This window comes from Pseudarthrobacter sp. HLT1-3, from assembly GCF_059383535.1.
This window is the reverse complement of record NZ_JBWZCJ010000017.1, coordinates 84,496-111,385: the sequence shown is the minus strand read 5'-3', so window position 1 is coordinate 111,385 and position 26,890 is coordinate 84,496. Positions and strand designations below refer to the sequence as shown.

Genomic DNA, 26,890 nt, shown 5'->3' with positions numbered 1-26,890 from the left:
AAAACAGACACAACCAACACCCCCGGGAAAACGGGACATGCCAGCTGCACAAAATTTGAAACCAGCTGTAAAAACCAGACCACACCACGGGGTGGCGGACCTGGTCAATTCAACCAATTCAATACAATAAATTGGTATCAACAAACTTGGCACACTATTGAGTTCTCAAACAACAGACACATTCAAAGTATTCACAGAAACAATTCAAAGTAATTGAATTCTTTTGTTTCAGCTTTTCTTCGCTGCGATATTTCAAGCTTATTTCATTCATATCCACTTTGCAAATCCGGATTTTCATCCAAATTTCATTCAGTGGATCGAATGAACCCACCAAAATGTGAAGCAAATTATTCATTTCTGCACAGGGGCTCCAGGGGAACCGAAAGCGCTAGAAGAATTGCTTCTCATATTTTTGTTGGGGTGGCCGCCACTCATCGGTGGCGACTCAAAAAATAATACACGCTCCCCCCCCAACCTTGCAAGTGGATCGGGGAGGAGCGTGCGGATGTCACAGCAGTCCGGCCGGTGGTCGGACTAGAGCGCGGATACTTCCACGGTTGCCAGGTTCTTCTTGCCCCGGCGCAACAGCAGGTAGCGGCCGAGCAAGAGCTGGGCCGGGTCGATAACAGCATCCGGATCAGCCACCTTGGCGTTGTTGACATAGGCCCCGCCCTCCCCCACTGTGCGGCGGGCGGCTGACTTGCTCTCCGACAGACCGGTCGCCACCAGCAGGTCCACGATGCCCAGGCCGGCGGCGTCGACCGTGGCGGACGGCAATTCCGCGGTGGCCGCCCGAAGCGTGGCCTCGTCCAGGGCACCGAGGTCGCCGTTGCCGAAAACTGCGGCCGACGCTGCGATGACTTTCTCCGTGGCCTCCACGCCGTGGACGAGGGAGGTCACTTCGTAGGCCAGCTTCCGCTGGCCCTCCCGGGCAAAGGGCCGCTCGGCAACGGCTGCTTCCAGGGCCTCGATCTCGGCGCGGCTCAGGAAGGTGAACACCTTCAGGCGTGCCGCAACGTCGCTGTCCGCCGTGTTGAGCCAGAACTGGTAGAACGCGAACGGGCTGCACATCTCCGGATCAAGCCAGATGGCGTTGCCCTCGCTCTTGCCGAACTTGGTGCCGTCGGAGTTGGTGATCAGGGGCGTCCCCAGAGCGTGGACATGCTCGCCCTCGACCTTGCGGATGAGATCGGTGCCGCTGGTGAGATTGCCCCACTGATCCGAACCGCCGGTCTGCAAGACACAGCCGTAATCCCGGAACAGCTGAAGGTAGTCCATACCCTGAAGGATCTGGTAGCTGAACTCCGTGTAGCTGATCCCCTCATCGGAGTTGAGGCGGTTGGCAACAATGTCCTTCTTGATCATGGTGCCGACCCGGAAGTGCTTGCCGATCCCGCGCAGGAAATCGATGGCGCTCAGCGGCGCCGTCCAGTCCAGGTTGTTGACCATCCGGGCAGCGTTCTCCCCCTCGAAGCTGAGGAAACGCTGGACCTGATCCTGCAGTTTACCTACCCATTCGGCGACGGTCTCAGGAGTGTTCAGCACCCGCTCAGCGGTCTGCCGCGGATCACCAATCAGGCCCGTGGAGCCTCCGACGAGGCCGAGGGGCTTGTGCCCCGCCAACTGGATCCGGCGCATGAGCAGCAACTGGACCAGGTTTCCCAGATGCAGGCTCGGTGCCGTCGGATCGAAGCCGCAATAGTACGTCGCGGGATCGCCGGCGAGAAGTTTTTCAAGCTCCGCCTCATCCGTGGAGACGTGGACCAGGCCGCGCCATTTCAACTCCTGCCAGACATTGGCGAAGCTGGGGTCATTCTGCTGGGAACGGAGATCATTTAGCTGGGACACGCAATCAAAGGTAGCAGGATCAAGGCACCCCCAGCGCGTGTGACCGTCAGCCACCCGCCGCCGGACCGCGGGCTGCGGGTCCTACTCTTCGATCCCGGCGGGCACAACGGCGGCGGCGATGAGCCGCAGCCGCTGGGTGGGACGGGTCATGGCCACATACAGGTCGCCGACGCGCCCGTGTTCATGGTTCAGCATCGCGGACGGCTCCAGCACCACGACGCCGTCGAACTCCAGGCCCTTGGCCTCCCGAGGACTGATCACCACGATGTCCTGCACGTAGCTGCCGGCATCCGTCCCGACGCGGCGGCCGTAGACAGCGCGCAGCGCGGCAGTCGCCTGCGGAAGGAGCTCGCCGTCGGCAATGACGGCCAGCAGGCCGCCCTCCAGCGCGTCGAGCTCCTCCGGCAGAACCTCCACGAGCTTGCTGATGATCTGGCCCGGCTCGACCCGGTCGATCAGCGGCGCCCAGCGCCCCTCACGGACCGCCTTCGGCGCGGAGACGACCAGCCCCGCCGCGTTGGCCATCCGGGCTGCAGCTTCGGCGATCTGCGAAGGGGTCCGGTAGTTGACAGTGAGTTCCTCAAGCTGCCACCGGTCGCCGAACATGGGCGCCAGGGCGCCCTGCCAGGAATTGGCGCCTGCCACGGAGCTTGTCTGGGCAATGTCGCCCACGATGGTAAAGGATTTCAGCGGGCAGCGGCGGACCAGCAGCCGCCACTGCATCGGCGACAACTCCTGGGCCTCGTCCACGACGATGTGCCCGAACGCCCAGCTCCGGTCAGTCGTGGCGCGCTCGGCGGCGGTCAGCCTGGACTCGCGTTCCTGGTTCTGGTCCACGAGTTCTTCGGCGGAGATCAGGACGTCCACGCCGGCGGTTTCCATGTTGACCAGCGTCTGCTTGGCGTTGGCAAGATCGCGGGCCCGGTCGTGCTCCTGCTGGGCCAGTCCCCGGCCGGCGGCGGCGTCGAGTTCGCCGAGGAGCTCGGCGGCCTCGTCCAGCAGCGGCACGTCCGCTTCGGTCCACGGAGCATCGGCGGGACGAAGCAGCAGTTCACGTTCGGCCGGCGTGAGCCCCGGGGTGCAGGCTGCAAGGATCGCCGGCTTGCTGAGGAGTTCACCAATGAGCTTCTCCGGCGTCATCGGCATCCAGCACAGGTTGAGGGCGATGCGGACATCGCGGGCGGAGCGGACATCCTCGGCAAGATAGGAGCGGTCGGCGTTGTTGCCGAGGCTGCCGGCTTCGACAAGTTCGGTCATCTGCTCGGTCAGTTCGCGCAGCAGCATCTTCACGAACGAGACCCGGGCCTCGTTGTGCGGCTTGCCGGTGGAACGGGCCCGGTCCCTGGCGCGGCGGACCTGCCGGGGAGTGAGCAGCAGTTTGCGCCCGTCGACTTCGAGGATGCGGTTTTCCGCCGGAATGCGCTGACGGTTGGCCACGGCGTTCGCCACGACCTCGGCCATAGCCAGCCGGCCCTTGATGGCCGCAACGTCGGATTCGGGCTCCGCGACCGCATGGATGCCCGGCATCAGGCGGCCAACGCTCGCCATCACAACGCCGGTTTCGCCGAGCGATGGCAGGACCCGCTCGATGTACTTCATGAACGACGACGACGGTCCCACCAGCAGGACGCCGGCGGTCTTGAGCCGGTCGCGGTGGGTGTAGAGCAGGTAGGCGGCGCGGTGCAGCGCGACGGCGGTTTTGCCGGTGCCCGGACCGCCCTGGACCACGAGGGCACCCGAGATCGAGGAGCGGATGATCCGGTCCTGCTCGGACTGGATGGTCCCGACGATGTCGGACATCCGTCCGGTCCGCTTGGAATTCAGGGCGGCCAGCAGGGCACCCTCGCCTTGGAGGGAGTCGCTGTCGGCGAGCAGGTCGGCGTCGAGCACGTCATCCTCGATGGCCTTGACCTCGCGGCCCTGCAGGATCAGGTGGCGGCGGCGGCGCACACCCTGCCGGTCAAACGCGGTGGCCTGGTAGAAGTGGCCGGCTTCGGGCGCGCGCCAGTCCAGCATGAGTCGCTGGAGGTCGTCAGTGGTCAGGCCGATGCGGCCGATGTACTGGGCTTCCCCGGAGTCGAGGTCGAGGCGGCCGAACACCAGCCGGTCGTCGACGGCGTCGAGCTGCGCCAGGCGGTCCTCGTACAGCGCCGCGAACGCGTCCCGCTCGGAGACGTTCTGCATGGTACCCACCGCACCGGCACGCCGTACCTGAGCCAGCTGGGCGCGCTTTTCCGCCCGCAGCTCATCCAGCCGGGCGTAAAGTCCGGCCACATAATCGCGTTCATGGGCCAAATCAGCGTCGTGCATTGAGCGTTCCCCTATCGAAAAAGACAGACCAACCATTCTACAGCCATTCCCGTCTTCCCATCAGCACATGTCTGTTTTTTGCAGGCATTCTACCGACGGGCGGAGAATCGTCCACAGTGCCCTGTGGCCCCCGCCCGCCTCCCGGCACCCTCTGCGGGCCACAGGCGGGGCTGGAGCCGGGGGCTACAGGCGCAGCAGCGAGCTGACCCGGTGGCCCTGCAGCGCCGAGCGGCCAGCAAGGTCGCCGAGTTCCAGGACCACACCCACCCCGGCCACCGCCACGCCGCAGCGTTCGAACAGCCGCACCGCGGCGCCGAGTGTGCCGCCGGTAGCGAGGACGTCGTCAAGGATCAGGACCCGGCTGCCGGGTGCGAGGTCGGTGGTGTGCAGTTCCAGCGTGGCGTTGCCGTACTCGAGGGCGTAGTCCTCCGAGACGACTTCACGCGGCAGCTTACCGGCCTTGCGGACGGTGATGACGCCGGTGCCGGTGGCGTACGCCGCTGCGGCAGCCAGCAGGAAGCCGCGGGCCTCCACACCGGCGACGGCGTCGAACTGGCCCTGGAACGGCTCCACCAGGGCATGCACAACAGCCTTCAGCGCCGCGCCGTCGGCGAAAACGGGGGTCAGGTCCTGGAAGACGATGCCGGGCTTGGGGTAGTCGGGGATGGTGGCGCACAGGCTGGTGATCAGTTCATCCACCGGCATGGCGGTCTCAGCTATGGTCATCGTGTTCTGGTGCTGCTCGCTTTGATTCACCCGTCAACCTTACTGGCCCCGTCGGGCAGGGCGGGCGGAGACCGCAGGAGGTCGTTCGCGAAACCGTAGCGGACGACGTCGAGCGCCTTGCGCAGCGCCCGCTCCGCCTCGAACCTTTGGACCGCCGCCGCGCTCACGCGGTCGTGGTCCATCGCCCAGGCGGAACGGTGGAACCGGTCGGCGTCGCCGTGCAGGAGCCGTCCGTAGAGAACGTCCTCGAACAGGTCACGTCCGTCATTCGTCGCGGGTCCCGGATCCGGATGCTGCCGGCCCTGCACCATCTCGGCGGTGAACAGGGCAGCCACTTCATCGGCCCAGTCGGCGAGCTTGCGGTCCGCCTTGTAGTTGCAGGCGCGGAGGGCCCGCACCACCAGCTTGAGGGACACGTGTTCGTCCCGGACGATGAACTTGCGCAGCAGCGCGGCCCGGTAGAGCTCCACCCAATGCCGGCGCTCCCGCTCGAGGTAATCCGTCGGCACCGGGCCGTCCTCAGCGGTGAACAGTTCGACCATACGGAAGTAGTCGGCGGCCAGTTTCTCAAAGATCTCGAGCCTTTCGAGCTCGCTGCGTGGTTTCCCGCGCTTGCCCTCACCCATGGCTCGTTTTCCTTCCCCCCGCTGTCCCGCTGTCCCGCTGCCCCGGGAACCACGTCCCCACGTCCCCACGTCCCCACGTCCCCACGATCTTGGCCTGTCAGGACGGGCGCCGCTTCGCTGCTTTGTACCGGGACACTGTCGGGTCGTCGCTGAGCCAGAAGCGCCAGGGGTAGTCGTGGGTGCCTCCGTCGCCGGAAACACCGACGCGGGGTCCCGAGCTGACGTCCCTCGGCGGTCCGGCCGGCAGCTCCAGCCGGAACGGGGTCCCGAGGGCGTCCCGGCCGCTGTCCGCCGTCGTGATCCCGAGCGCTGTCGCCAGCCGTGCCGGGCCGCTTGCCAGGTCCTTGGGGGATTTCGACGTCGGCCGGCGAAGCACCGCCAGCTCCTCCCCGGCCACGATTTCGCCGGCCCGCAGCAGCACAGCCGAGGCGGTGCCTTCCGGGCCGCACACAATGTTGGCGCAGTGGTGCAGCCCGTACGTGAAGTAGACGTACAGATGCCCGGCGGGGCCGAACATCGGGGCATTGCGGGCGGTGGGGCCACGAAAGGTGTGCGAGCCGGGATCCGGGTGCAGCGAGTCGTGCGGACCGAGGTACGCCTCCACCTCGGTGATCCGCACCGAAACCAGGCCGTCGGGCCCAGCATGCGTCAGCACCGCCCCGAGCAGCAGCGGCGCCACCCGCCGCGCGTCGGCGGACAGCAGCTCCCGCAGTCCGCCGGCGGGGAGCCCGCCGGCCGGCCGTTCGGCGGCGGAGTGCCCGGCACCGGGCAGTCCATGGCCGGTCACAGAGACTGGAGGCATCAAACCCATGCTCCGACCTTAACAAAGAACCGCCCCCTCCCCCGCCACGGCCGTGTCCGATTTCCGCTAGCAGCAGCCCCGGGAAGCTGGCAGGATGAACCCATGGACTTCTGGCAGCGCTACCGGGCAATCGACGCCCGGGACACCCGGTTCGACGGGCAGTTCTACACCGCTGTCCGCACCACGGGCATCTACTGCCGGCCCTCCTGCCCGGCCCGGACCCCGAAAGCGGGGAATGTCACCTTCTACGAGACCTCGGCCGCCGCGCACGACGCAGGCTACCGGGCCTGCAAACGCTGCCTGCCGGAAGCCGTCCCCGGCACCCCGGCCTGGAACCTGCGCTCCGACATCGCCGGCCGGGCGATGCGGCTCATCAACGACGGTGTGATCAACCGCGACGGCGTGGAGGGGCTCGCAGCCCGGCTGGGCTACTCCTCGCGTCAGCTGAACCGGATCCTGAGCCACGAGCTCGGCGCGGGACCGCTGTCATTGGCGAGGGCCAGCCGGGCCCAGACGGCCCGCACCCTGCTCGTCTCCACAACCATGAAGGTGGCCGACATTGCCTTCGCCGCCGGCTTCAGCAGCGTGCGCCAGTTCAACGAGACCATCGGCGAAGTCTTCGCGATGACCCCCTCGGCGCTGCGGGCCACCGCCCGGCACCCCCGGTCGCCTGCTTCGACCGCGGTGTCGTCCACGGCGCTGACCCTAAACCTGCCATACCGCGAGCCGTTCGATCCGGGGGTGTTTGGTTTCCTCGCAGTCCGCGCCATCCCGGGCATCGAGGAGGGATCCGCCACCTCCTACGCCCGGACGCTGCGGCTCGCGCACGGCGATGCACGGTTCCGGGTGGACTACGACGCCGGAGCCCCGGGCCGTCCGCTGGTGCTGACCATCGGCGCCGTCGACCTGCGGGACCTGCCCTCCCTGCTGAGCCGGGTCCGCCGGCTGCTGGATCTCGACGCCGACCCGGTCGCCATCGACAGTGCACTGGGTTCCGATCCGCGGCTTTCCGCCAGCATCGCCGCCACACCCGGCATCAGGATGCCGGGGGCGGTGGATCCGCAGGAGCTGCTGATCCGGGCGATGATCGGCCAGCAGATCACCGTCGCCGCGGCCCGGACCGCCCTGGTCCAACTGTCCGCGGCCGGGAGTCCTAGCCTTGTTCCGGCGGACGGGCTGGACCGGCTGTTCCCCACTGCGGCGCAGATCGCGGAGAGCGGTCTCGGACTGCTCCGCGGCCCGCAGCGCCGCATCGACTCGGTCCGGGGTGCTGCCGCCGCAATGGCCTCCGGCAAACTCGATTTCGGCTATGGCGACGACCTGCCGGGACTGGAGTCCAAACTCTTGCCACTCTCCGGCGTCGGGCCATGGACGGTGGGCTACGTCGCGATGCGGGTGATCGGCGCCCCGGATGTGTTCCTGGCCAACGACGCGGCTGTGCGGAACGGCATCCGCTCGCTCGCTCCGTCCAACGGCGCCGCCGCAGGGTTCCCTGAAACGCACCTGAGTCCTGGAACCCGTCCGAGTCCTGACTTCCGGGAACTCAGTCCCTGGCGCTCGTACGCCACCATGCACCTGTGGCGCGCGGCCGCGGCCGCCCAGGCCGCGGCACGCAAACCATCCCCGGCTCCGGCTCCGGCACTGGCCCCAACGCAGACAACACCGCATGCCCCCAAGAAAGCGAATCGATGAAAGCCCAGTTGTTGACCATGTCCACCCCGGACGGTCCGTTCACCATCATTGCCAGCGACGGCGCCGTGCTGTCCTCCGGCTGGACCGCCGTTCCCGGCGAGCTGACCGGGCAGATCCACGCGGACCTGTTGCCGGGCGGTTTCGAGACCGTCAGTGGGCTCGGCGCCATTTCCGACGCCGTGGAGGAGTTCTACGCCGGCCGTCCCGACGCGGCCATGGCGGTGCCGGTGCTGCAGAAATCCGGTCCCTTCCGCGGCCATGCCTGGGACATGCTCCGGACCGTCGCACCGGGACACCCCGTGACCTACACCGAGTACGCGGAGCTCGCCGGGAATGTCAGGGCGGTCCGCGCCGCGGCCAGCGCCTGCGCGTTCAACGCGGCCGCGCTGTTCGTCCCCTGCCACCGGGTGATCCGCACCGACGGCAGCCTGGGCGGTTTCCGCTGGGGGCTGGCCATCAAGGAAAGCCTGCTGGACCGGGAGCGCCAGCTGGCCGGGCCCCGGTGAACGCCGAAGTCTGACCTCGCGCCCATGCTCCGTCAAAACACGGGCGCGAAGTCTGGCCTCGGCGGGCTGTGCCGGGGCTGTGCCGGGGGCGTGGCGGGGCGTGTGGCAGCCTGACTAACCGGTTTGCCGCTGGCCGTAGCGGTGCCGGATGTGCCGACGGTCTTGGCGGGCCTGCCAGAACTCGATCTCCCGCGGCCGGATGGCGTAGAGCTGCCAGTCCGGGTTGTCGCTGCCGTCGGCGCCGGGCCGGGCGTGCCAGTCCGCCGCGGACGCCGCAGCGGAGAGTTCCACCACGCCGCCGGCGACGCGGACCTGCCGGCCCTGCTGCTGCCAGTAGAAGTTCAGGGCAGCCTGCGGATTCGCGGCGAGTTCCCGGCCCTTCCGCGAGGCGCGGGACGTGGCGAAGTGCCAGCCGTCGTCGTCGATGTCCTTCAGGATCAGCATCCGGGACGAGGGCCGCCCGAGCCCGTCCGCCGTGGCCAGGCTGCAGGCGTTGGGCTGCGGCACCCCGGCGTCCAGCGCCTCGTCGAGCCACTGCCGGAACAATTCCGCCGGGTCCGCGGGCGCACCGGCCGGGTCGAAGTCCGGGAGCAGCTCGGGGAAGTCCGGCAGGGCACGCAGCAATTGGCGCAAGGATTCGCTCATCCGCCCACCTTAACGAAGAAAGTCCCGGCCGTCCCGACCACGCGGGTGGGACGGCCTGGACTTCCGCCGGCGCCTACTGCCCGGCGTACCCGCGGACGGCGGCGAGCTCGGCCTCGAGGGCCAGCAGCTGGCGCTCGACGGCGGCCGGTGCCGTGCCGCCTTGGGAGTTCCGGCTGTTCAGCGAGCCTTCGGTGCTGAGGACCGTGCGGACCTCGGGCGTCAGGTGCTCGGAGATGGCGGCGTATTCCTCGTCCGTGAGGTCCCAGAGTTCCACGCCGCGGCTTTCGGCCTGCTTGACCGCCGCACCGGAGAGTTCATGCGCCTCGCGGAACGGAACGCCCTGGCGGACCAGCCATTCGGCGATGTCCGTGGCCAGCGCGAAGCCCTGCGGGGCGAGCGATTCCATCCGTTCGGTGTTGAAGGTCAGGGTCGCGATCATGCCGGAGACTGCCGGGAGCAGGACCTCCAGCGTGTCGGCGGCGTCGAAGACCGGTTCCTTGTCCTCCTGCAGGTCGCGGTTGTACGCGAGCGGCAGGCCCTTCAGGGTGGCCAGCAGCCCGGTCAGGTTGCCGATCAGCCGGCCGGCCTTGCCGCGTGCCAGTTCGGCCACGTCGGGGTTCTTCTTCTGCGGCATGATCGAGGAGCCGGTGGAGTAGGAATCGTGCAGGGTCACGAAGGAGAACTCCTTGGTGGCCCACAGGATGACCTCCTCGGAAACCCGGGACAGGTCCACGCCGATCATGGCCGTGATCCACGCGAACTCGGCGAAGACGTCGCGGGAGGCGGTGCCGTCGATCGAGTTGTGCGTGGCGGAGAAGAAGCCCAGGTCCGCGGCCACGGCCTCCGGGTCCAGTCCCAGCGAGGAGCCGGCGAGGGCGCCGGAGCCGTAGGGCGAGACGCCGGCGCGCTTGTCCCAGTCCTGGAACCGCTGCACATCGCGCAGCAGTGCCCAGGCGTGGGCCAGCAGGTGGTGGCTGAGCAGCACCGGCTGGGCGTGCTGGAGGTGCGTGCGGCCCGGCATGGCCACGCCCTGGTGGGCCTTGGCCTGATCCACCAGCGCATCGATTGTGGCGAGCACGCCGCGGGCGATGATCCGGGCGTGGTCGCGCAGGAACATCCGCCCCAGCGTGGCCACCTGGTCGTTGCGGGAACGGCCGGCGCGGAGCTTGCCGCCGAGCTGGGTGCCGGCGCGCTCGATCAGCCCGCGTTCCAGCGATCCGTGCACGTCCTCATCGGACTCCGCGGGCAGGTACGCGCCGGAGGCAACGTCCTCGTCCAGCCGGGCCAGGGCGGCAAGCATGCCCTCGAGTTCGGCGTCGTCCAGCAGCCCGGCCTTGTGCAGCACGCGGGCGTGCGCCTGGGATCCGGCGATGTCGTAGCGGGCCAGCCGCCAGTCAAAGTGCGTGGACTTGCTCAGCGCGGCGAGGGCGTCGGCGGGGCCGCCGGCGAACCGGCCGCCCCACAGCGCGCCCGTGTTCGTTTTTTGCTCAGCCACCGGGCTACTGTCCTGCGACGCGGATGTCGCGGCCGGAGGCAACCTTGGCGGACATGCCCCACAGCTCGATGAAACCGCGGGCCATCGACTGGTCGAAGGTGTCGCCGGTGTCGTAGGTGGCGAGGTCGAAGTCGTAGAGCGAGGTGTCCGAGCGGCGTCCGTTGACGATCGCCTGGCCGCCGTGCAGCACCATGCGGATGTCGCCGGTGACGTAGCGCTGGGTGTCCTCGATGAAGGCGTCGAGGGAGCGCTTGAGCGGGGAGAACCACTGTCCGTCGTAGACCAGCTCGGACCAGCGCTGGCCGACCGTGGCCTTGAAGCGGGCCTGCTCGCGTTCGACCGTGATGTCCTCGAGGTGCTTGTGCGCGGTGATCAGCGCCATCGCCCCCGGTGCCTCGTAGATTTCGCGGGACTTGATGCCGACGAGGCGGTCCTCGACGACGTCGATCCGGCCGACGCCCTGGGCGCCGGCGCGGCGGTTCAGTTCCTTGATGGCCTGCAGCGGGGTGACCTTGACGCCGTCGATCGCGACCGGGATGCCGGCTTCGAAGGAGATGGTGACCTCATCCGGGGCCGGCGGGAATTCCGGCGTGGCGGTGTAGTCGTAGATGTCCTTGGTGGGGGCATTCCAGATGTCCTCGAGGTAGCCGGTTTCGACGGCGCGGCCCCAGACGTTCTGGTCGATCGAGTAGGGGTTCTTCTTGGTGGTCTCGATCGGCAGTCCCTTTTCCTCGGCGAAGGCGATGGCCTTGTCGCGGGTCAGGGCGAGGTCGCGGACCGGTGCGATGCACTTGAGGTCCGGCCCGAGGGTCTGGATGCCTACTTCGAAGCGGACCTGGTCGTTGCCCTTGCCGGTGCAGCCGTGGGCGACGGTGGTGGCGCCGAATTCGCGGGCGGCCTTGACCAGGTGCTTGACGATCACCGGGCGGGAGATCGCGGAAACCAGCGGGTAGTGGCCCTGGTAGAGGGCGTTCGCCTTCAGGGTGGGCATGCAGTACTCGTTGGCGAACTCGTCGCTCGCGTCGGCCACGTAGGCCTCGACGGCGCCGCAGCCCAGGGCGCGCTGCCGGATCGTCTCCAGCGACTCGCCGCCTTGTCCGACGTCGACCGCCACGGCGATGACCTCGGCGCCGGTGGCTTCACCAATCCAGCCGATGGCTACGGAAGTATCCAGGCCACCGGAGTAGGCCAGCACAATACGCTCAGTCACGGAAATGCTCCTTAGTTGTTAGGGAAATAGCGGGAGTTGTTCGGGAAATAGCGGGGTCAAGCTTGTCTACTGAAAGCCTGTCACATCCCTGTGGCGGGCCCAATTTTCAAAAAATCCTGCGGGTGTCAGCCGGTGCCGGCTTCCTCGGCGAGCTGCAGGAAGCGGGCGGCCACCTCTGCGCCGCCCAGCGGGTCACGGGTGACCAGCAGCACGGTGTCGTCCCCGGCGATGCTGCCCAGGATCGAGGGCATCACCGAGTGGTCGATCGCCAGGGCCAGGAAGTTGGCCGCGCCCGGCGGCGTCCGCAGCACCACAATGTTCGCGGACGCTTCGGCGGTCACCAGCAGTTCCGCGCAGAGCCGGGCCAGCCGGGCGTCGAGGATCTCCTGGGTGACGCCGCTTTTGGCCGCGCGTTCCCCGCCCTCCCCCGGTACCGCATAGACGAGGACGCCTTCCTTGCCGCGGACCCGCACAGCGCCCAGCTCCACCAGGTCCCGGGACAGCGTGGCCTGGGTGACCTGGACGCCGTCGTCCGCGAGCAGCGCCGCGAGTTCGGCCTGCGAGCGGACAGATTCGCCGGTCAGGATTGCGGTGATCCGCGCCTGCCGGGCCCTCTTGGTCGCCGGGCTGGCCCCCGGGGAGGCGGGCGGGACGGACACTATCCGAGAGCCTTCGGTGTCAGCGCCCGGTTCGGCGCCAGCCCTTCGACCACGGCGAGGCCGGAGCGGTGCATCAGCCAGGCCATCAGGGCTTTCTGGGCGTGCAGCCGGTTTTCGGCCTCGTCCCAGACGATGGACTGCGGGCCGTCGATCACGGCCGCGGCGATCTCGTAGCCGCGGTAGGCGGGCAGACAGTGCAGCACGACGGCGTCCGGCGCCGCGAGCTTCATCGCCGCTTCGTTGACGGCGTAGTCGCGGAACAGCTGCAGCCGGGCTTCCTTCTCGTCCTCCTGCCCCATGGACACCCAGGTGTCGGTGGCGACAACGTCGGCTCCGAGCAGCGCTTCGGCCGGGTCGATGGTGACGAGCACCGAGCCGCCGGTCTCCGCCGCGCGGTCCTCGGCCGCCGCGACGATGGCGGCGGACGGCAGGTAGCCGTCGGGGCCGGCGATGCGGACGTGCATGCCTGCGCTGACGCCGGCCAGCAGGTAGGAGTTGGCCATGTTGTTGGCGGAGTCTCCGAGGTAGGCCATAGTGAGGCCCTTGAGGTTGCCCTTGTGCTCCTTGATGGTGAGCAGGTCGGCGAGCAGCTGGCAGGGGTGGTAGTCATCGCACAGTGCGTTGATGACCGGCACGCGGGAGTTTCCGGCCATGGCGACGAGCCCGGAGTGGGCTCCGGTGCGCCACACGATGGTGGAGACCATCCGTTCCAGGACCTTGGCGGTGTCCTCGACGGATTCCTTGTGGCCGATCTGCGCCTCGCCGGGGTTGATGATGAGTGCGTTGCCGCCCATGTCGGCCACGCCGGTGGCGAACGAGACCCGGGTCCGGGTGGAGGTCTTGTCGAAGATCACGGCGACCGTCTTGCGCCCGCTGCCGTCCGCGGCGAAGGGCTGCACGCTGTAGGGGGCGGCCTTCATCCGGACGGCGAGGTCCAGGACCTCGGCCTGCTCGGCCGGGCTGAGGTCCGTGTCCTTGAGGAAGTGGCGGGCCCGGCTGGTCGAAGTCACGGTCGGATTCTTGGTCGCGGTCACTGGGCGTCCTTTGCGGTCTGGAGGAGGGCGGGCAGTGCCGCGAGGAAGCGGTCAGCCTGTTCGGTGCTGAGGATCAGCGGCGGGGCGAGGCGGATCGTGTGCGGGCCGGGGCTGTTGACGATGAAGCCCGCGTCGAGGCCGGCGGTCACGACGGCCGGGGCGATGTCGGCGTCGAGGTCGAAGCCGATCAGGAGGCCCTCGCCGCGGACGTCGGTGACGCCGTCGATGGTGGCGAGGCCGGCCCGCAGCTGCTCCCCCACCGTCCGGACGTGGTCCAGCAGCTGCTGGTTCTCGAGGACGTGCAGGGTGGCCAGTGCTGCGGCGGTGGCGACCGGGTTCCCGCCGAACGTCGTCCCGTGCTGGCCGGCGGTCAGCAGGGCGGACGTTTCCGGGCCGAAAGTGACGAGGGCGCCGATCGGGAAGCCGCCGCCGAGGCCCTTGGCGAGGGTCACGGCGTCGGGCACGATTCCTGCGTCCTCGCTCGCGAGCCACTTGCCGGTGCGGCCGATCCCGGTCTGCACCTCGTCCAGGATCAGCAGCGCGCCGGCGGCGCTGGTGGCCTCCCGGGCGGCCTTGAGGTAGCCGGCGGGCAGCGGGCGGACGCCGGCCTCGCCCTGGATCGGCTCGAGGAAGACGGCGGCAACCGTCTCGTCCACCGCGGCGCGCAGGGCGTCAATGTCGCCAAACGGGATATGTTCGACGCCGCCGGGCAGCGGGGCGAAGGGCGCCCGGTAAGCCTCCTTCGCGGTGAGCGCCAGGGCGCCCATGGTGCGGCCGTGGAAGGCACCCTCAAGCGCGATGATTTTGGTGCGGGGCTTCTCCGGGCTGTCCGGGCTGGCGCTACTGGCCGGGGCTGAGGCGTCCGGGCCGGCGCCCTCCGGGGCGCCGCCGGTGTTGCGCCGCGCCAGCTTGAAGGCGGCCTCGACGGCTTCGGTGCCGGAGTTGGCGAAGAACACCTTGGAACCGGCCGGGGCCCGGGTGATGTCCAGGAGTTTTTCGGCCAGCGCGATCTGGGTGGGGCTGGTGAAGAAGTTGGAGACGTGCCCCAGGGTGGCGAGCTGGCTGGAGATCACCGAGGTGACGAAGGGGTGCGCGTGGCCGAGGGCGTTGACCGCAATTCCGCCCAGCAGGTCCAGGTATTCCTTGCCGTCGGCGTCCCAGACGAGGCAGCCTGAGCCGCGGACCAGGACCCGCTGCGGGGTGCCGAAGACGCCCAGCAGAGAGGAGGAGTAGCGGGACAGCCACTGCGCGCCGGAGGCATGGGAATGGACGAGTTCCGCCACCGGGGAGGGCTCAAGGTCCGTGGGTGTTTCGATCTGGGTCATTTGCTTTCCTCGTCCGGGACAACCTGCGTGCCGATGCCCGCTGTCGTGAAGGTTTCCAGCAGCATCGAGTGCGGCAGCCTGCCGTCCACGATGTGCGCGCGTTCGACGCCGCCCTCGACGGCCTTGAGGCAGGCTTCCATCTTTGGGATCATGCCGGACTCCAGGCGCGGCAGCAGCTCGCGCAGTTCCGACGCGGTGAGCGAGGAGATCAGCGAGGAGCGGTCCGGCCAATTGGCGAAGAGTCCCTCGACGTCGGTGAGGATCACCAGTTTGGAGGCGCCGAGGGCTTCGGCCAGGGCCGCGGCGGCGGTGTCGGCGTTGACGTTGAGCACCTGGCCGGTGGTCTGGGCCTGCCTGGAGCCCGGGTCGCCGCTGCCGTCGTCGAAGATCTCCGGCGCCACGGTGGAGATCACCGGGATCCGCCCGGCGGCGACGATGTCCAGGATTCCCTCCGGGTTCACTCCGATCACTTCACCGACGAGGCCGAGGTCCACCTCCTCGCCGTCGACGACGGTGCCGGTGCGGACCGCGCGGAGCAGCCCGCCGTCCTCGCCGGACATCCCGACGGCGTACGGGCCGTGCGAGTTGATCAGGCCGACGAGCTCGCGGCCGACCTGGCCGGTGAGGACCATCCGGACCACGTCCATGGCCTCGGGCGTGGTGACCCGCAGGCCTCCCTTGAATTCCGATTCGATGCCCAGCCGGCTGAGCATGGCATTGATCTGCGGCCCGCCGCCGTGCACCACAACGGGGTGGATGCCGACGTGGTGCAGGAAGACGACGTCCTCGGCGAAGGCGCGGCGGAGCTCGTCATTGACCATGGCGTTGCCGCCGTACTTGATCACCATCGTGGTGCCGGCGAAGCGCTGGATCCAGGGCAGTGCCTCGATCAGGGTGCCGGCCTTGCTCTGGGCATCGGCCATGGAGGTGGTCTCGCGCGTCTGGGTGTTCATGCTGTTCGTCCCTCCGGGAACTGCCTAGCTGGAGTAGGCGCTGTTTTCGTGGACGTAGTCGGTGGTGAGGTCGTTGGTCAGGATCGTGGCCTCGGCCTCCCCGGCCCGGAGGTCGATCTCGACCAGGACCTCGCGGGGTTCCAGGTCCACAAGGCTGCGGTCATCGCCGATGCTGCCGTTGCGGCAGATCTGCACGCCGTTCATGGACACGTTGAGCTGGTCGGGCTCAAACACCGCGTCGGTGGTGCCGACGGCGGAGAGCACACGGCCCCAGTTTGGGTCCTTGCCGAAGATCGCGGTCTTAAAGAGGTTGGAGCGGGCGACGGCCCGGCTGACCACCTCGGCGTCCTTTTCGCTGGCGGCGCGGAAGGTGCGGATGGCGATGTCGTGGCTGGCGCCTTCGGCGTCGCCGATCAGCTTGCGGGCCAGCTCCGCACAGACCTGCGTCAGGCCGCGGCCGAACTCGACGGCGGAGGGCACCGCGCCGGACGCCGCGGAGGCCAGCAGCACCACGGTGTCGTTGGTGGACATGCAGCCGTCCGAGTCCGCCCGGTCAAAGGTGACCCGGGTGGCGTCGCGGAGCACGACGTCGAGCATCTCCGGCTGGACGTCCGCGTCCGTGGTGAGGACCACCAGCATGGTGGCGAGCCCGGGGGCGAGCATGCCGGCGCCCTTGGCCATGCCGCCGATGGTGAATTCCTTGCCGGCGGCATCGGCACCGGTGAAGACCGCCTGCTTGGACACCGAGTCCGTAGTCATGATCGCGGTGGCGGCATCGGATCCGCCGTCAGCGCTGAGCGCTGCCGTGGCGGCGCCGATTCCGGCGAGGATCTTCTCCATCGGGAGCTGCTCGCCAATCAGGCCGGTGGAGCAGACGACGACGTCGGTGGCGGAGACGCCCAGCGCCGCGGCGGTCTTCTCGGCGGTGCTGTGCGTGTTCTGAAACCCCTGCGGGCCGGTGCAGGCGTTGGCTCCGCCGGAATTGAGGATCACGGCGTCGACGCGGCCGTCCTTGACGACCTCGCGGGACCAGTGCACCGGCGCTGCGGCGACCCGGTTGGAGGTGAACACGGCCGCGGCGGACTTGGCGGGTCCGTCGTTGACGACGAGGGCAAGGTCCGGGTTGCCGGAGGTCTTCAGGCCGGCCGTGACGCCGGCGGCGCGGAATCCCTGGGGGGCGGTGATGCTCATGGTGCGACTCCCTGCAGTTCGAGGCCGGCGGTTTCCGCCAGGCCGAGGGCGATGTTCATGGACTGCACGGCCCCGCCGGCGGTCCCCTTGGTCAGGTTGTCGATGGCACAGGTGACAATCACGCGGCTGGTGTGCGCGTCCAGTGCCAGCTGCATCACGGCGTGGTTGGACCCCTGCACGGACTTGGTGGAGGGCCAGCGGCCTTCCGGCAGCAGGTGGACGAAAGGCTCGTCGTCGTAGGCCTCGGTCCAGGCGTGGCGGAGCTCCTCCTCGGTGACGCCGGGCCGGATTTTCGCCGTGGCCGTGGTGAGGATGCCCCGGCTCATGGGGGCCAGCGTGGGAGTAAAGGACACGGTGACCGGAGCGTTCAGGGCCTTGGAGAGCCCCTGTTCGATCTCCGGGGTATGCCGGTGCCCGCCGCCCACACCGTACGGGCTCATCGATCCCATCACCTCGGCGCCGATCAGGTTGACCTTCGCGGCCTTGCCGGCCCCGGAGGTGCCGGAGGCGGAGACGATGACGACGTCGTCCGCCTGCAGCAGGTGGTTGCTGAAGCCGGGAGTGAGGGCCAGCAGGGCCGACGTCGGGTAGCAGCCCGGGACGGCGATCCGTTTGGCGCCGCGGAGCGCGTCGCGCTGGCCGGGAAGCTCCGGGAGTCCGTAGGGCCAGGTGCCGGCATGCGGCGACCCGTAGAACTTCTCCCAGGCCGCTGGATCCTCCAGGCGGTGGTCGGCCCCGGCGTCGATCACGACGGTGCCCGCCGGCAGCTGCGCCGCGATCGCCGCGGAGGCACCATGCGGCAGGGCCAGGAACACAACGTCGTGCCCGGACAGGTTCTCCACCGTGGTGTCTTCGAGAATGCGGCTGGCCAGACCGTGGAGATGAGGCTGCAATTCGCCTAGTCTGGAACCGGCGTTGCTGTGCGCCGTGATGGCGCCGATGGTGACATCGGGGTGGCCGGCGAGGAGCCGCAGCACCTCGCCGCCGGCATAACCGCTTGCGCCGGAGACGGCAACAGAAATAGTCATAGCTAGGACTATACAGCAAGAGTATGCATAGATGCCGATATTTATGCATCCATTGCCGCGTGCCCGCCCCTGCGGCAACGGCCGCGGTACCGTACGGCCGGGGGGACGTAGTGATGAAGGCATTTTTCGACAGATTGCCACTGTGGGCGCTGATCACGTCGCGGGTCCTGGCGGTGCTGACACTGCCCATTGCGCTGATCGCGGCGGTTGCCGCGGTCAGCGCCTTCGTTTTCAGCTGGGGACTGGACCATGACATCTTCTACATGCGCACCGAAGCCACGCTGATAAGCTTCATCCCGCTAATTTTCGTGGTGATCGTTTCACTTTTCATTCGATGGTTTGGATCCCGAAAAGTTGCGGCCCGCTTGATGGGCTTTTCTTTGGCAGCGCTTGTCCTTTTTGTAGGTACGGCCGCAACCTTCGAGACAATCAATACCAGGCCTATCGTTGCCGCAGCCGGCACCTTCAAAGAACTTCCGGGGCTGACCCGCGAAGTTGGCACCAATGGCGACCGGTTTTCTGCTGCCCCCGGATTCGTGCCATGTGTCGACATCATGGGCGACGGATGCCCGAATATCAGGCGCACGTGGACTGCGCCCGAGGATAAAGAGTTCACTGTTGCCGATTTGCAGAACGTGCTGGATGCCAGCGGCTGGTCGGAGGTAAAAATACAAACAGGCGAATGCGATCTGACCGGCACTAACGGTGGACGGTATCCGTCCTGTGTGGCCGAGGGCCTGGTTGGCGGCTACAAGGCAACTGTCCGAATCCTGAAAATACACAAGTGGGAATTGAGAATGTACCTACGCCCTCCAAGCAACGTCAGATAGTTGCACTCCAGCAGGAACGGCTGATTTTCCATGCTCCGGTAAGGAGCGATTTTCCGCCTTCCGGCAAGGGGCCCGGGCGGCCGGGTGGGGAAGCTGGCGTAATCCCGCGGGGCGTATGCTTGGTTAAGGGTGATCCAGACCGTGCTGTCCGAGTGTCGGATGCAGCGTTGCCCGCAACAGTCTCGAGGCACTCGCTCCATGACCCTGACCACCGCCACCCCGGAGCGACCGAAATCGCGCGTCCGCCAGCCCAACGCCGTCGTCCTGAGCTACTCGGAACTCCTGAAGACCGTCAAGGCCGCGGGCCTGCTCGAACGGCGCGTGGGTTTCTACGTCACCGTGTTTTCCGTTCTGGTCCTGCTGATGACCGCCACCTGGTTCGGTTTCGCGCTGATCGGTGACAGCTGGTTCCAGCTCCTCATCGCGGCGGCTATCGGCATCCTCTGCACCCAGCTGAGCTTCCTGGCCCACGAGGCCGGGCACCGGCAGATCTTTGCCTCCCGCCGCGCCAATGACTGGGCAGCACGGCTCCTGGCCACCTCGGTCGCCGGGATCAGCTACTCCTGGTGGGAGCAGAAGCACGGTGCGCACCACAACCACCCGAACGTCATTTCCAAGGACCCCGACATCGCCACGGGCGCCATCGCGTTCTATCCCGAAGCGGCGGCGACCCGGCAGGGACGCTTTTCCTACCTGACCCGCAAACAGGGCTGGCTTTTCTTCCCGCTGCTGTTCCTTGTGGGCCTGGGCCTGCAGATCGACTCGATCAAGTTCATCTTCCAGCGGGCCAAGGTCACGCACCGCTGGGTTGAAATCCCGATCCTCGTGGCCCGCCTCAGCGTGCTCCCGGTCCTCGCCTTCACCTTCCTGCCCTGGGGCATGGCGCTGGCGTTCATCGCCGTCCAGCTCGCGGTGTTCGGCTTCTACATGGGGGCCTCGTTCGCCCCGAACCACAAGGGCATGCCGGTCCTGCCGGCCGACAGCCGTGTGGACTTCTTCAGCCGCCAGGTCCTGACGTCCCGGAACATCTCCGGCGGCCGCTTTATGGACATCCTGCTCGGCGGCCTCAACCGCCAGGCCGAGCACCACCTGTTCCCGGACATGGCCCGCCCCCAGCTCGACAAGGCCGCAGTGATCGTCCGGGAGTTCTGCGCGAAGCACCAGGTGCCGTACACGGAGACCACGCTGCTGCAGTCCTATGGCATCATCGTCCGCTACCTCAACGACGTCGGCCTCTCCGCCGGACGCCATTTCGAGTGCCCGATGGCCACGGTGACCCGCCGCTACTAAGCGGCAGTTCGATAAAGCGCTGTTTGACCCGGAGTGACGGCCGGATACCGGCCGTCACTTCGTCGTTGCCGCCGGGTGTCCCTAGGATGGGTGCAGGATCAGGGCCGGGACGTTTCAGCCCGGGCAGGTCAGGCCAGGCAATTCAGAAGCCGCAATTCAGACCACGCAAGGAGCCACATGATGCATGCAATCGTCGCCCGCGAGTCCGGGGGCCCGGAAGTCCTCACGCTGGCCGAGGTGGAACGCCCGGTTCCGGGGCCGGGCCAGCTGCTGGTCAAGGTCGCCGCCGTCGGCGTGAACTTCATCGACACCTACAAGCGCAGCGGCAGCTACAAGGTGCATTACCCCTTCACGCCGGGCTCCGAGGCCTCGGGCACCGTGGAGGAACTGGGCGAGGGCGTCACCGGGTTCTCGCCGGGCGACCGGGTGGCCACCGCCGAGGGCATCAACTGCTACGCCGGCTACGCCCTGATCGACGAGGACAAGGCACTGCCGGTCCCCCGCGGCGTGGACATCTTCACGGCCGCGGCCCTGCCGCTGCAGGGCATCACGGCGCACTACCTGATCAATTCCTCGTTCAAGGTGGAGCCCGGCCACACCGTCCTGCTGCACGCCGGAGCCGGCGGCGTGGGCCTGCTGCTGATCCAGCTGCTCAAGGCCAAGGGCGCCCGCGTCATCACCACCGTCTCCACCGATGACAAGAAGCAGCTGGCCCGCGAGGCCGGCGCCGACCATGTGCTGCGCTACGACGGCTTCGCCGCCAAGGTGCGGGAACTGACCGACGGGACCGGCGCGGACGTGGTGTACGACGGCGTCGGGAAGGACACCTTCGACGGCTCGCTCGCTGCCCTGCGCATCCGCGGCACGCTGGTGCTCTTCGGCGCCGCCTCCGGACCGGTGCCGCCGATCGATCCGCAGCGGCTCAACGCCGGCGGCTCGCTATACCTGACCCGCCCGACGATCGCCCACTTCGTGCTGAATGCCCGGGAACGCCGCTGGCGCTCGGACGAGCTCTTCGCCGCGGTGTCCGCTGGTACCCTGACGGTCCGGATTGGCGCCCGCTACGACCTGGCGGAAGCTGCCCAGGCCCACGATGACCTGGAGCAGCGGCGCACCACCGGCAAGGTGATCCTGGTCCCATAACCTCCCCGGCACCCCCGGGAACACAGTGTGCGAACGGTCCGACGGCCGCCAAATGTGAACGCCAGACGACCCCGGACACCCTCCGTTCATCTACGCCCGAGAAGATGCCCCCGTGACTGAGCAACCGCAGCAACCGCAAGAAGCCGACTTTCCGCAGGGAACCGCCACCGTCAAGCCCGTTTTCGGGGCGCAGCTTCCGGGCTCGCTGGCCGCACCGCCGGAGCGGACCCTGGTTGACATCCTGCAGGAAACCGCCGAGCGCTTCCCGGATGCCTCAGCCCTGGACGACGGCCACGAGTCGCTCAGTTACGCCCAGCTCATCACCGCTGTCCGGGCCAGGGCGCTGGAGCTGCACCGGGCCGGTATGGGAGCCGGAGACAAGATCGGGGTGCGGATACCCTCCGGCACCAACCTGCTCTACGTCTCGATCCTGGCCATCCTGATGGTCGGCGCGGCGTACGTCCCGGTCGACGCGGACGACCCGGAAGAGCGGGCCCGACTCGTCTTCGGCGAGGCCCGGGTTGCCGGGATCTTGAGCGGAACCGGGGAAATGGTGACCGAGGGCGAGCGGGCCCGCCCGTTCCCCGACCCCCGGCCGGCCGGCCTCGACGACGACGCCTGGGTCATCTTCACGTCCGGCTCCACCGGGACCCCCAAAGGCGTCGCGGTGCAACACCGTTCCGCGGCGGCCTTCGTCGACGCCGAGGCCCGGATCTTCCTGCAGGGCGATCCGATCGGTCCGCAGGACCGCGTGCTGGCTGGTCTCTCGGTGGCCTTCGACGCGTCCTGCGAGGAAATGTGGCTTGCCTGGCGGCACGGCGCCTGCCTCGTCCCGGCACCCCGGGCCCTGGTCCGGACCGGCATGGACCTCGGCCCGTGGCTGATCAGCCACGGCATCACAGTCGTTTCCACGGTCCCCACCCTTGCGGCACTCTGGCCGGTGGAGTCGCTGGAGAGCGTCCGCCTGCTGATCTTCGGCGGCGAAGCGTGTCCGCCGGAGCTCACCGAGCGGCTCGCGGTCGAAGGCCGCGAGGTCTGGAACACCTATGGGCCCACCGAGGCGACGGTCGTCGCCTGCGCGGCCCCGCTGGGCGGTCCGGGTCCGATTCGGATCGGCCTGCCGCTGGACGGCTGGGACCTCGCCGTCGTGGACGCCAATTCCCTGCCGGTCGGGGAGGGGGAGGTCGGCGAACTGATCATCGGCGGCGTCGGCCTGGCCCGTTACCTGGACCCGGCCAAGGACGCCGAGAAATATGCCCCCATGCCGTCGCTGGGCTGGGCACGCGCCTACCGCTCCGGCGACCTGGTCCGCTACGAAGCCGAGGGACTGATCTTCCAGGGCCGCGCCGACGAACAGGTCAAGCTCGGCGGCCGACGGATCGAGCTGGGCGAGATCGACGCCGCCCTGCAGGCGCTTCCGGATGTCGCCGGCGCGGCCGCGACGGTACAGACGACGGCGGCCGGCAACCAGATCCTGGTCGGCTATCTCGCCCCTGCCGGCGGCCGGGAGATCGACCTGGCGGCCGCACGGGAGCTGCTGGGCGCCAGCCTCCCGGCCCCGCTGATCCCGCTGCTGACCCTGGTCGAGTCGCTGCCCACCAAGACCAGCGGCAAGGTGGACCGGCACGCGCTGCCCTGGCCACTGGCCGGGGCCGGGGCGGCCGACACCGAAGCGGCCCCGCTGAACCTCCCGGACGACGCAGCCTGGATCGTCGAGCAGTGGAGTGCGGTGCTCGGAAGTGCAGTGTCCGGCCTCGACGCCGATTTCTTCGCCTACGGGGGCGGCTCGCTCGCCGCCGCGCAGCTCGTCTCAGCACTGCGGGTGCGCTACCCCACCATCACGGTGGCTGACATTTACGCCACGCCCCGGATCGGGGCGCTCATCGACACCGCCCGCCAGTCGCTGCCCGAGGGCGGCGCCGGGCCGGCCCCGGAGCGCACGGTCCGGCGCACCGCACGCAAATCCCAGGTCTTCCAGACCCTGATGGGCGTTCCGCTGCACATCCTGGTCGGCATGCGCTGGCTGACCTACCTGATGGCGGCGAACAATCTGCTCGCCTCCTTCGCCGGCTTCACCGCAGCGCCCACCGTGTCCTGGTGGTGGGTCGGTGTCTCCTGGCTTGTTTTCGTCAGTCCGGCGGGCCGGATGCTGATCTCCATTGCCGCGGCCAGGATCCTGCTCCGCAAGGTCGTGCCGGGCACGTACCCGCGGTCCGGCCGGGTGCACCTGCGCCTGTGGCTGGCGGAGCAGATCCAGGACCTCGCCGGCGCCGTCAGCCTGGCCAGTGCCCCCTGGGTGCCCTATTACGCGCGGGCCCTCGGGGTCAAGATCGGCAGCAACGTCCAGCTCCACTCGCTGCCGCCCGTCACCGGCCTGCTCTCGCTTGGCACCGGCTGCAACGTCGAGCCCGAGGTCGATTTGTCCGGCTGGTGGATCGACGGCGACATCGTCCATATCGGTGCCATCCGGATCGGGCCCGGCGCAACGGTCGGTGCCCGCAGCACGCTGATGCCCGGCGCCACGATCGGCGCCGGAGCCCGGGTGGAACCGGGCTCGGCCGTGCTGGGCAAGGTCAAGTCCGGGCAACTTGTCGCCGGGTCCCCCGCCGAGCGGCGGGGCAAGGCCAAACACTCCTGGCCGGACACTCCCCCGGAGCATCCGCTGATCGGCCGGCTCTGGTTTGCCGGCTTCGCCGCCGCCTCGGCCGTCCTGGCCCTGATTCCCTATTTCTCCGCCTTTGCCGCGGCCCTCGTCGTCTTTGGCTTCATCCGGGGCAACTCATCGCTGGGCGCCGCGCTGCCGCAGCTGGTGCTGTCCCTTCCGCTGGCCGCCCTGGTCTGGCTCCTCACCAACCTCGTGCTGATCCTGCTGACCACCCGTCTCCTCGGCGTGGGGCTGGCCGAAGGGTATTACCGGGTGCGCAGCAGGATCGGCTGGCAGGTCTGGGCCACCGAACGGGTCCTGGACCTGGCCCGTGACCTGCTGTTCCCGATTTACGCCAGCCTCTTCACACCGGTCTGGCTGCGCCTGCTGGGGGCCAGGATCGGCAGGAACGTGGAGGCCTCGACGGTTCTGCTGATCCCCAAGATGACCACGGTGGGCGAAGGCGCGTTCCTCGCCGATGACACGATGGTGGCGTCCTACGAGCTCGACGGCGGCTGGTTGCGGATCGCCCCCGCCAAGATCGGCAAACGCTCCTTCCTGGGGAACTCCGGGATGACGGCGGCGGGCCGGAATGTGCCCAAGAACTCCCTCGTGGCAGTGCTTTCGGCCACTCCGGCGAAGGCGAAGGCCGGGACGTCCTGGCTGGGCAGCCCGCCGGTCCGGCTCCGGCGCACCGCCATCGCCTCCGATGACACGAGGACGTACGAGCCACCGCTGAAGCTCAGGATCGCCCGGGCCCTGTGGGAGCTGTGCCGCTTTGTCCCCGTCGTGGCAACGGTCGCCATCGCCGCCGGCGTCTTCCTCGCCTTCGACTGGCTCGCCGCTGTCTTCAATTACGGCATCGCGGCCGTCCTCGGCGGAGTGGTGATCCTGCTGGCCGGGGCCGTGGCAGCGGGCAGCGCTGTCGTGGCGAAATGGCTGCTGGTGGGGCGCATCCGCCCGGGCGAGCATCCGCTCTGGAGCTCGTTCATCTGGCGGAACGAGGTCGTGGATACCTTCATCGAAATGGTCAGCGCCCCCTGGTTCGCACGGGCGGCCACCGGCACCCCTGCCCTGGTTTGGTGGCTCCGGGCCCTGGGCGCCAGGATCGGGGCCGGCACCTGGTGCGAAAGCTACTGGCTGCCCGAAGCGGACCTCGTGACGCTGGGCCGGAACTCCACGGTCAACCGTGGCTGCGTGGTGCAGACCCATCTCTTCCACGACCGGGTCATGAGCATCGACACTGTTACGCTCGATGACGGGGCAACGATGGGACCGCACGGAGTCATCCTCCCGCAGGCCCGGATCGGCACGGGCGGCACGGTGGGCCCGGCATCCCTGGTGATGCGCGGTGAAACGGTGCCGGCCGCGACCTACTGGATGGGCAATCCGGTGAGCCCCTGGGACGGGCCTGCGGTGCCTGCCGCCAAACTGAAGTAGCCCCTGCCCGACCGCACCTGCAATCCCGAAGGTCCCCGTTGATGAGTTCCACCCCTCTCACGTCCACTGCCGCGTCCGGCACCGGAAGCGGCCTGCCCGCGGACGACGCGGCCGGCTCCCCTGATCCGTACCTGCCCGGTCACGGCACCGATGCCTACCGTGTCACCCGCTATGAACTTGAGCTCGATTACAAGCTCAGCAGCAACCGGCTGACCGGGCGGGCCGTGGTGCACGCCGTCACGCAACGGCCGACGTCGGCCCTGGTCCTGGACCTGGCCGGACTCCGCGCCACCAAAATCCAGCTCAGCGGGAGGCGGGTGCGCAGGTTCAGCCAGCGGGCCGACCAGCTCGTTATCGTTCCTGATGCCGCGCTGCTGCCGGGGGAGGAATTCACCCTGGACATCCGCTACGAGGGCAACCCCTCCCCCCGCCGCGGGCTGTGGGGCGAAGTGGGCTGGGAGGAACTCACCGACGGCGTGCTCGTCGCGGGCCAGCCAAACGGCGCACCGTCCTGGTTCCCCTGCAATGACCACTCGCAGGACAAGGCAAGCTACCGGATCTCCGTGACCACGGATGCCAATTACCGGGCCGTGTGCAACGGAATCCTGATCGGGCGCACCAGCCGGTCCAGCCGGGAAACCTGGGTCTACGAGCAGTCAGAGCCGATGGCACCGTACCTGGCCACCGTTCAGATCGGCCGCTACGAGCTCCTGGCCCTCAATCCGGTGCGCCCGGCGGCGCAGGTACCGCAGCACGCGGCCGTTCCGGCCGCCCTGGCGGACAAGGCCCGTGAGGGACTGGCGAGGCAGCCCGAGATGATGCGCACCTTCATCGATTGCTTCGGCCCGTATCCTTTCGCCGAGTACACCGTCGTGGTGGCGGAGGACGAACTGGAGATCCCGTTGGAGGCGCAAAGCCTGTCGATCTTCGGCCCCAACCACTTGGAGCAGGACTGGGAGTCCCAGCGCCTGATCGCCCATGAGTTGTCGCACCAGTGGTTCGGGAACTCGCTCACGGCGGCCTCCTGGAAAGACATCTGGCTGCATGAAGGTTTTGCCTGCTATGCCGAGTGGATCTGGTCCGAAGAGGCCGGCGTCATGCCGGTGGCCCGACGGGCCGCCGCCGCCTGGCGGAAGCTCAGCACCGGCAGGCAGGACCTGCTGATCGGCGACCCGGGGCCGGAACTGATGTTCGATGACCGGGTCTACAAGCGCGGGGCGTTGGCACTTCATGCCCTGCGCCTGCGCTGCGGCGACCTGGCGTTCTTCTCACTTCTGCACGAATGGGCGGGCCAGAACCGCCATGGCTCCGTCTCCACACCGCAGTTCATTCTCGCCGCGGACCATGCGACCGGCCTCGACACCGAGGCTCTCCTGCACCCGTGGCTGTACGAGGAGGCCCTGCCGCCGCTGCCGTCCGGCAGCTAGGCAGGTCATCCGAACGGTCTTCTCAAGGTCCTGAGGAGCCGGCACCGCCCACGGCTGCAACTCCCG

The 26,890-nt window shown here is 68.3% G+C and carries 21 protein-coding genes; 7 read left to right on the top strand and 14 right to left on the bottom strand.

The window, feature by feature from the left end:
• Positions 1–534: 534 nt before the first annotated feature.
• From tyrS to AC50X9_RS15105, 5 genes are all read right to left on the bottom strand, one after another.
• Entirely contained in the window at positions 535–1,848 is a 1,314-nt protein-coding gene (gene tyrS / locus AC50X9_RS15125; protein WP_494894569.1) for a tyrosine--tRNA ligase, read from the bottom strand.
• 81 nt (positions 1,849–1,929) lie between these two features.
• Positions 1,930–4,158, bottom strand: a complete 2,229-nt coding sequence (locus AC50X9_RS15120) for a HelD family protein (RefSeq protein WP_494894567.1) — start codon at positions 4,156–4,158, stop codon at positions 1,930–1,932.
• Between the two features lie 183 nt (positions 4,159–4,341).
• The gene (locus AC50X9_RS15115) at positions 4,342–4,863 is read right to left on the bottom strand and encodes an adenine phosphoribosyltransferase (protein ID WP_494894589.1); all 522 of its coding nucleotides are present in this window, start codon (positions 4,861–4,863) and stop codon (positions 4,342–4,344) included.
• A gap of 47 nt (positions 4,864–4,910) precedes the next feature.
• The gene (locus AC50X9_RS15110) at positions 4,911–5,510 is read right to left on the bottom strand and encodes a hypothetical protein (RefSeq protein ID WP_494894565.1); all 600 of its coding nucleotides are present in this window, start codon (positions 5,508–5,510) and stop codon (positions 4,911–4,913) included.
• 97 nt (positions 5,511–5,607) lie between these two features.
• Entirely contained in the window at positions 5,608–6,312 is a 705-nt protein-coding gene (locus AC50X9_RS15105) for a DNA-3-methyladenine glycosylase (protein ID WP_494894563.1), read from the bottom strand.
• Positions 6,313–6,414: 102 nt separating this feature from the next.
• On the opposite strand from AC50X9_RS15105, the gene AC50X9_RS15100 reads away from it, so the two are divergent.
• Positions 6,415–8,004, top strand: coding sequence for a DNA-3-methyladenine glycosylase 2 family protein (locus AC50X9_RS15100; protein WP_494894562.1), 1,590 nt, complete (start codon positions 6,415–6,417; stop codon positions 8,002–8,004).
• Complete coding sequence (locus AC50X9_RS15095) at positions 8,001–8,510, top strand: methylated-DNA--[protein]-cysteine S-methyltransferase (RefSeq protein WP_494894561.1); 510 nt, start codon at positions 8,001–8,003, stop codon at positions 8,508–8,510. Before AC50X9_RS15100 ends, AC50X9_RS15095 begins: the two co-directional genes overlap by 4 nt.
• A 114-nt stretch (positions 8,511–8,624) precedes the next feature.
• Here AC50X9_RS15095 and AC50X9_RS15090 read toward each other — a convergent pair whose 3' ends face one another.
• The 9 genes from AC50X9_RS15090 to argC all read right to left on the bottom strand — a co-directional run bounded on the left by AC50X9_RS15090 (position 8,625) and on the right by argC (position 18,050).
• Positions 8,625–9,155, bottom strand: a complete 531-nt coding sequence (locus AC50X9_RS15090; RefSeq protein WP_494894560.1) for a pyridoxine/pyridoxamine 5'-phosphate oxidase — start codon at positions 9,153–9,155, stop codon at positions 8,625–8,627.
• A 73-nt stretch (positions 9,156–9,228) separates the two neighbouring features.
• Positions 9,229–10,650 (bottom strand): argininosuccinate lyase, encoded by a 1,422-nt coding sequence (gene argH, locus AC50X9_RS15085; RefSeq protein WP_494894559.1) that lies wholly within the window; start codon positions 10,648–10,650, stop codon positions 9,229–9,231.
• Positions 10,651–10,654: 4 nt separating this feature from the next.
• Positions 10,655–11,860 (bottom strand): argininosuccinate synthase, encoded by a 1,206-nt coding sequence (locus AC50X9_RS15080; protein WP_494894558.1) that lies wholly within the window; start codon positions 11,858–11,860, stop codon positions 10,655–10,657.
• A 125-nt stretch (positions 11,861–11,985) separates the two neighbouring features.
• Positions 11,986–12,519, bottom strand: a complete 534-nt coding sequence (locus tag AC50X9_RS15075) for an arginine repressor (protein WP_494894557.1) — start codon at positions 12,517–12,519, stop codon at positions 11,986–11,988.
• Positions 12,519–13,529, bottom strand: coding sequence for an ornithine carbamoyltransferase (gene argF / locus AC50X9_RS15070; protein WP_494894556.1), 1,011 nt, complete (start codon positions 13,527–13,529; stop codon positions 12,519–12,521). The genes AC50X9_RS15075 and argF overlap by 1 nt, the downstream gene beginning before the upstream one ends.
• 20 nt (positions 13,530–13,549) lie before the next feature.
• Positions 13,550–14,878 carry an acetylornithine transaminase gene (locus AC50X9_RS15065; RefSeq protein WP_494894555.1) on the bottom strand — a complete coding sequence of 443 codons (1,329 nt, stop codon included), beginning with the start codon at positions 14,876–14,878 and terminating at the stop codon, positions 13,550–13,552.
• Positions 14,875–15,831: an acetylglutamate kinase gene (gene argB / locus AC50X9_RS15060; protein WP_494894554.1), complete on the bottom strand. Its 957-nt coding sequence runs from the start codon at positions 15,829–15,831 to the stop codon at positions 14,875–14,877. Before argB ends, AC50X9_RS15065 begins: the two co-directional genes overlap by 4 nt.
• A gap of 24 nt (positions 15,832–15,855) precedes the next feature.
• Entirely contained in the window at positions 15,856–17,022 is a 1,167-nt protein-coding gene (argJ, locus tag AC50X9_RS15055; protein ID WP_494894553.1) for a bifunctional glutamate N-acetyltransferase/amino-acid acetyltransferase ArgJ, read from the bottom strand.
• Positions 17,019–18,050, bottom strand: a complete 1,032-nt coding sequence (gene argC / locus AC50X9_RS15050) for an N-acetyl-gamma-glutamyl-phosphate reductase (RefSeq protein ID WP_494894552.1) — start codon at positions 18,048–18,050, stop codon at positions 17,019–17,021. Before argC ends, argJ begins: the two co-directional genes overlap by 4 nt.
• A 113-nt stretch (positions 18,051–18,163) precedes the next feature.
• Here argC and AC50X9_RS15045 point away from each other — a divergent pair, with 113 nt between their 5' ends.
• From AC50X9_RS15045 to AC50X9_RS15025, 5 genes are all read left to right on the top strand, one after another.
• Positions 18,164–18,880 (top strand): hypothetical protein, encoded by a 717-nt coding sequence (locus AC50X9_RS15045; RefSeq protein ID WP_494894551.1) that lies wholly within the window; start codon positions 18,164–18,166, stop codon positions 18,878–18,880.
• A 198-nt stretch (positions 18,881–19,078) separates the two neighbouring features.
• Entirely contained in the window at positions 19,079–20,170 is a 1,092-nt protein-coding gene (locus tag AC50X9_RS15040) for a fatty acid desaturase family protein (protein ID WP_494894550.1), read from the top strand.
• A 177-nt stretch (positions 20,171–20,347) separates the two neighbouring features.
• Positions 20,348–21,313, top strand: a complete 966-nt coding sequence (locus AC50X9_RS15035; RefSeq protein WP_494894549.1) for a quinone oxidoreductase family protein — start codon at positions 20,348–20,350, stop codon at positions 21,311–21,313.
• A gap of 205 nt (positions 21,314–21,518) precedes the next feature.
• Positions 21,519–25,397 carry a Pls/PosA family non-ribosomal peptide synthetase gene (locus AC50X9_RS15030; RefSeq protein WP_494894585.1) on the top strand — a complete coding sequence of 1,293 codons (3,879 nt, stop codon included), beginning with the start codon at positions 21,519–21,521 and terminating at the stop codon, positions 25,395–25,397.
• A 41-nt stretch (positions 25,398–25,438) separates the two neighbouring features.
• On the top strand, positions 25,439–26,824 hold the full coding sequence (locus tag AC50X9_RS15025) for a M1 family metallopeptidase (RefSeq protein ID WP_494894548.1): 1,386 nt from the start codon (positions 25,439–25,441) through the stop codon (positions 26,822–26,824).
• The last annotated feature ends 66 nt before the right edge of the window (positions 26,825–26,890 follow it).

Bases quoted from the DNA above. Each gene is read 5' to 3' on its own strand.
- AC50X9_RS15105 (WP_494894563.1), bottom strand. From the start codon at position 6,312: ATGCCTCCAGTCTCTGTGACCGGCCATGGACTGCCCGGTGCCGGGCAC.
- argB (WP_494894554.1), bottom strand. From the start codon at position 15,831: ATGAACACCCAGACGCGCGAGACCACCTCCATGGCCGATGCCCAGAGC.
- AC50X9_RS15045 (WP_494894551.1), top strand. From the start codon at position 18,164: ATGAAGGCATTTTTCGACAGATTGCCACTGTGGGCGCTGATCACGTCG.
- AC50X9_RS15095 (WP_494894561.1), top strand. From the start codon at position 8,001: ATGAAAGCCCAGTTGTTGACCATGTCCACCCCGGACGGTCCGTTCACC.
- AC50X9_RS15090 (WP_494894560.1), bottom strand. From the start codon at position 9,155: ATGAGCGAATCCTTGCGCCAATTGCTGCGTGCCCTGCCGGACTTCCCC.
- argJ (WP_494894553.1), bottom strand. From the start codon at position 17,022: ATGAGCATCACCGCCCCCCAGGGATTCCGCGCCGCCGGCGTCACGGCC.
- AC50X9_RS15025 (WP_494894548.1), top strand. From the start codon at position 25,439: ATGAGTTCCACCCCTCTCACGTCCACTGCCGCGTCCGGCACCGGAAGC.
- AC50X9_RS15040 (WP_494894550.1), top strand. From the start codon at position 19,079: ATGACCCTGACCACCGCCACCCCGGAGCGACCGAAATCGCGCGTCCGC.
- AC50X9_RS15100 (WP_494894562.1), top strand. From the start codon at position 6,415: ATGGACTTCTGGCAGCGCTACCGGGCAATCGACGCCCGGGACACCCGG.
- AC50X9_RS15035 (WP_494894549.1), top strand. From the start codon at position 20,348: ATGATGCATGCAATCGTCGCCCGCGAGTCCGGGGGCCCGGAAGTCCTC.
- AC50X9_RS15110 (WP_494894565.1), bottom strand. From the start codon at position 5,510: ATGGGTGAGGGCAAGCGCGGGAAACCACGCAGCGAGCTCGAAAGGCTC.
- AC50X9_RS15120 (WP_494894567.1), bottom strand. From the start codon at position 4,158: ATGCACGACGCTGATTTGGCCCATGAACGCGATTATGTGGCCGGACTT.
- argC (WP_494894552.1), bottom strand. From the start codon at position 18,050: ATGACTATTTCTGTTGCCGTCTCCGGCGCAAGCGGTTATGCCGGCGGC.
- AC50X9_RS15065 (WP_494894555.1), bottom strand. From the start codon at position 14,878: ATGACCCAGATCGAAACACCCACGGACCTTGAGCCCTCCCCGGTGGCG.
- AC50X9_RS15115 (WP_494894589.1), bottom strand. From the start codon at position 4,863: ATGCCGGTGGATGAACTGATCACCAGCCTGTGCGCCACCATCCCCGAC.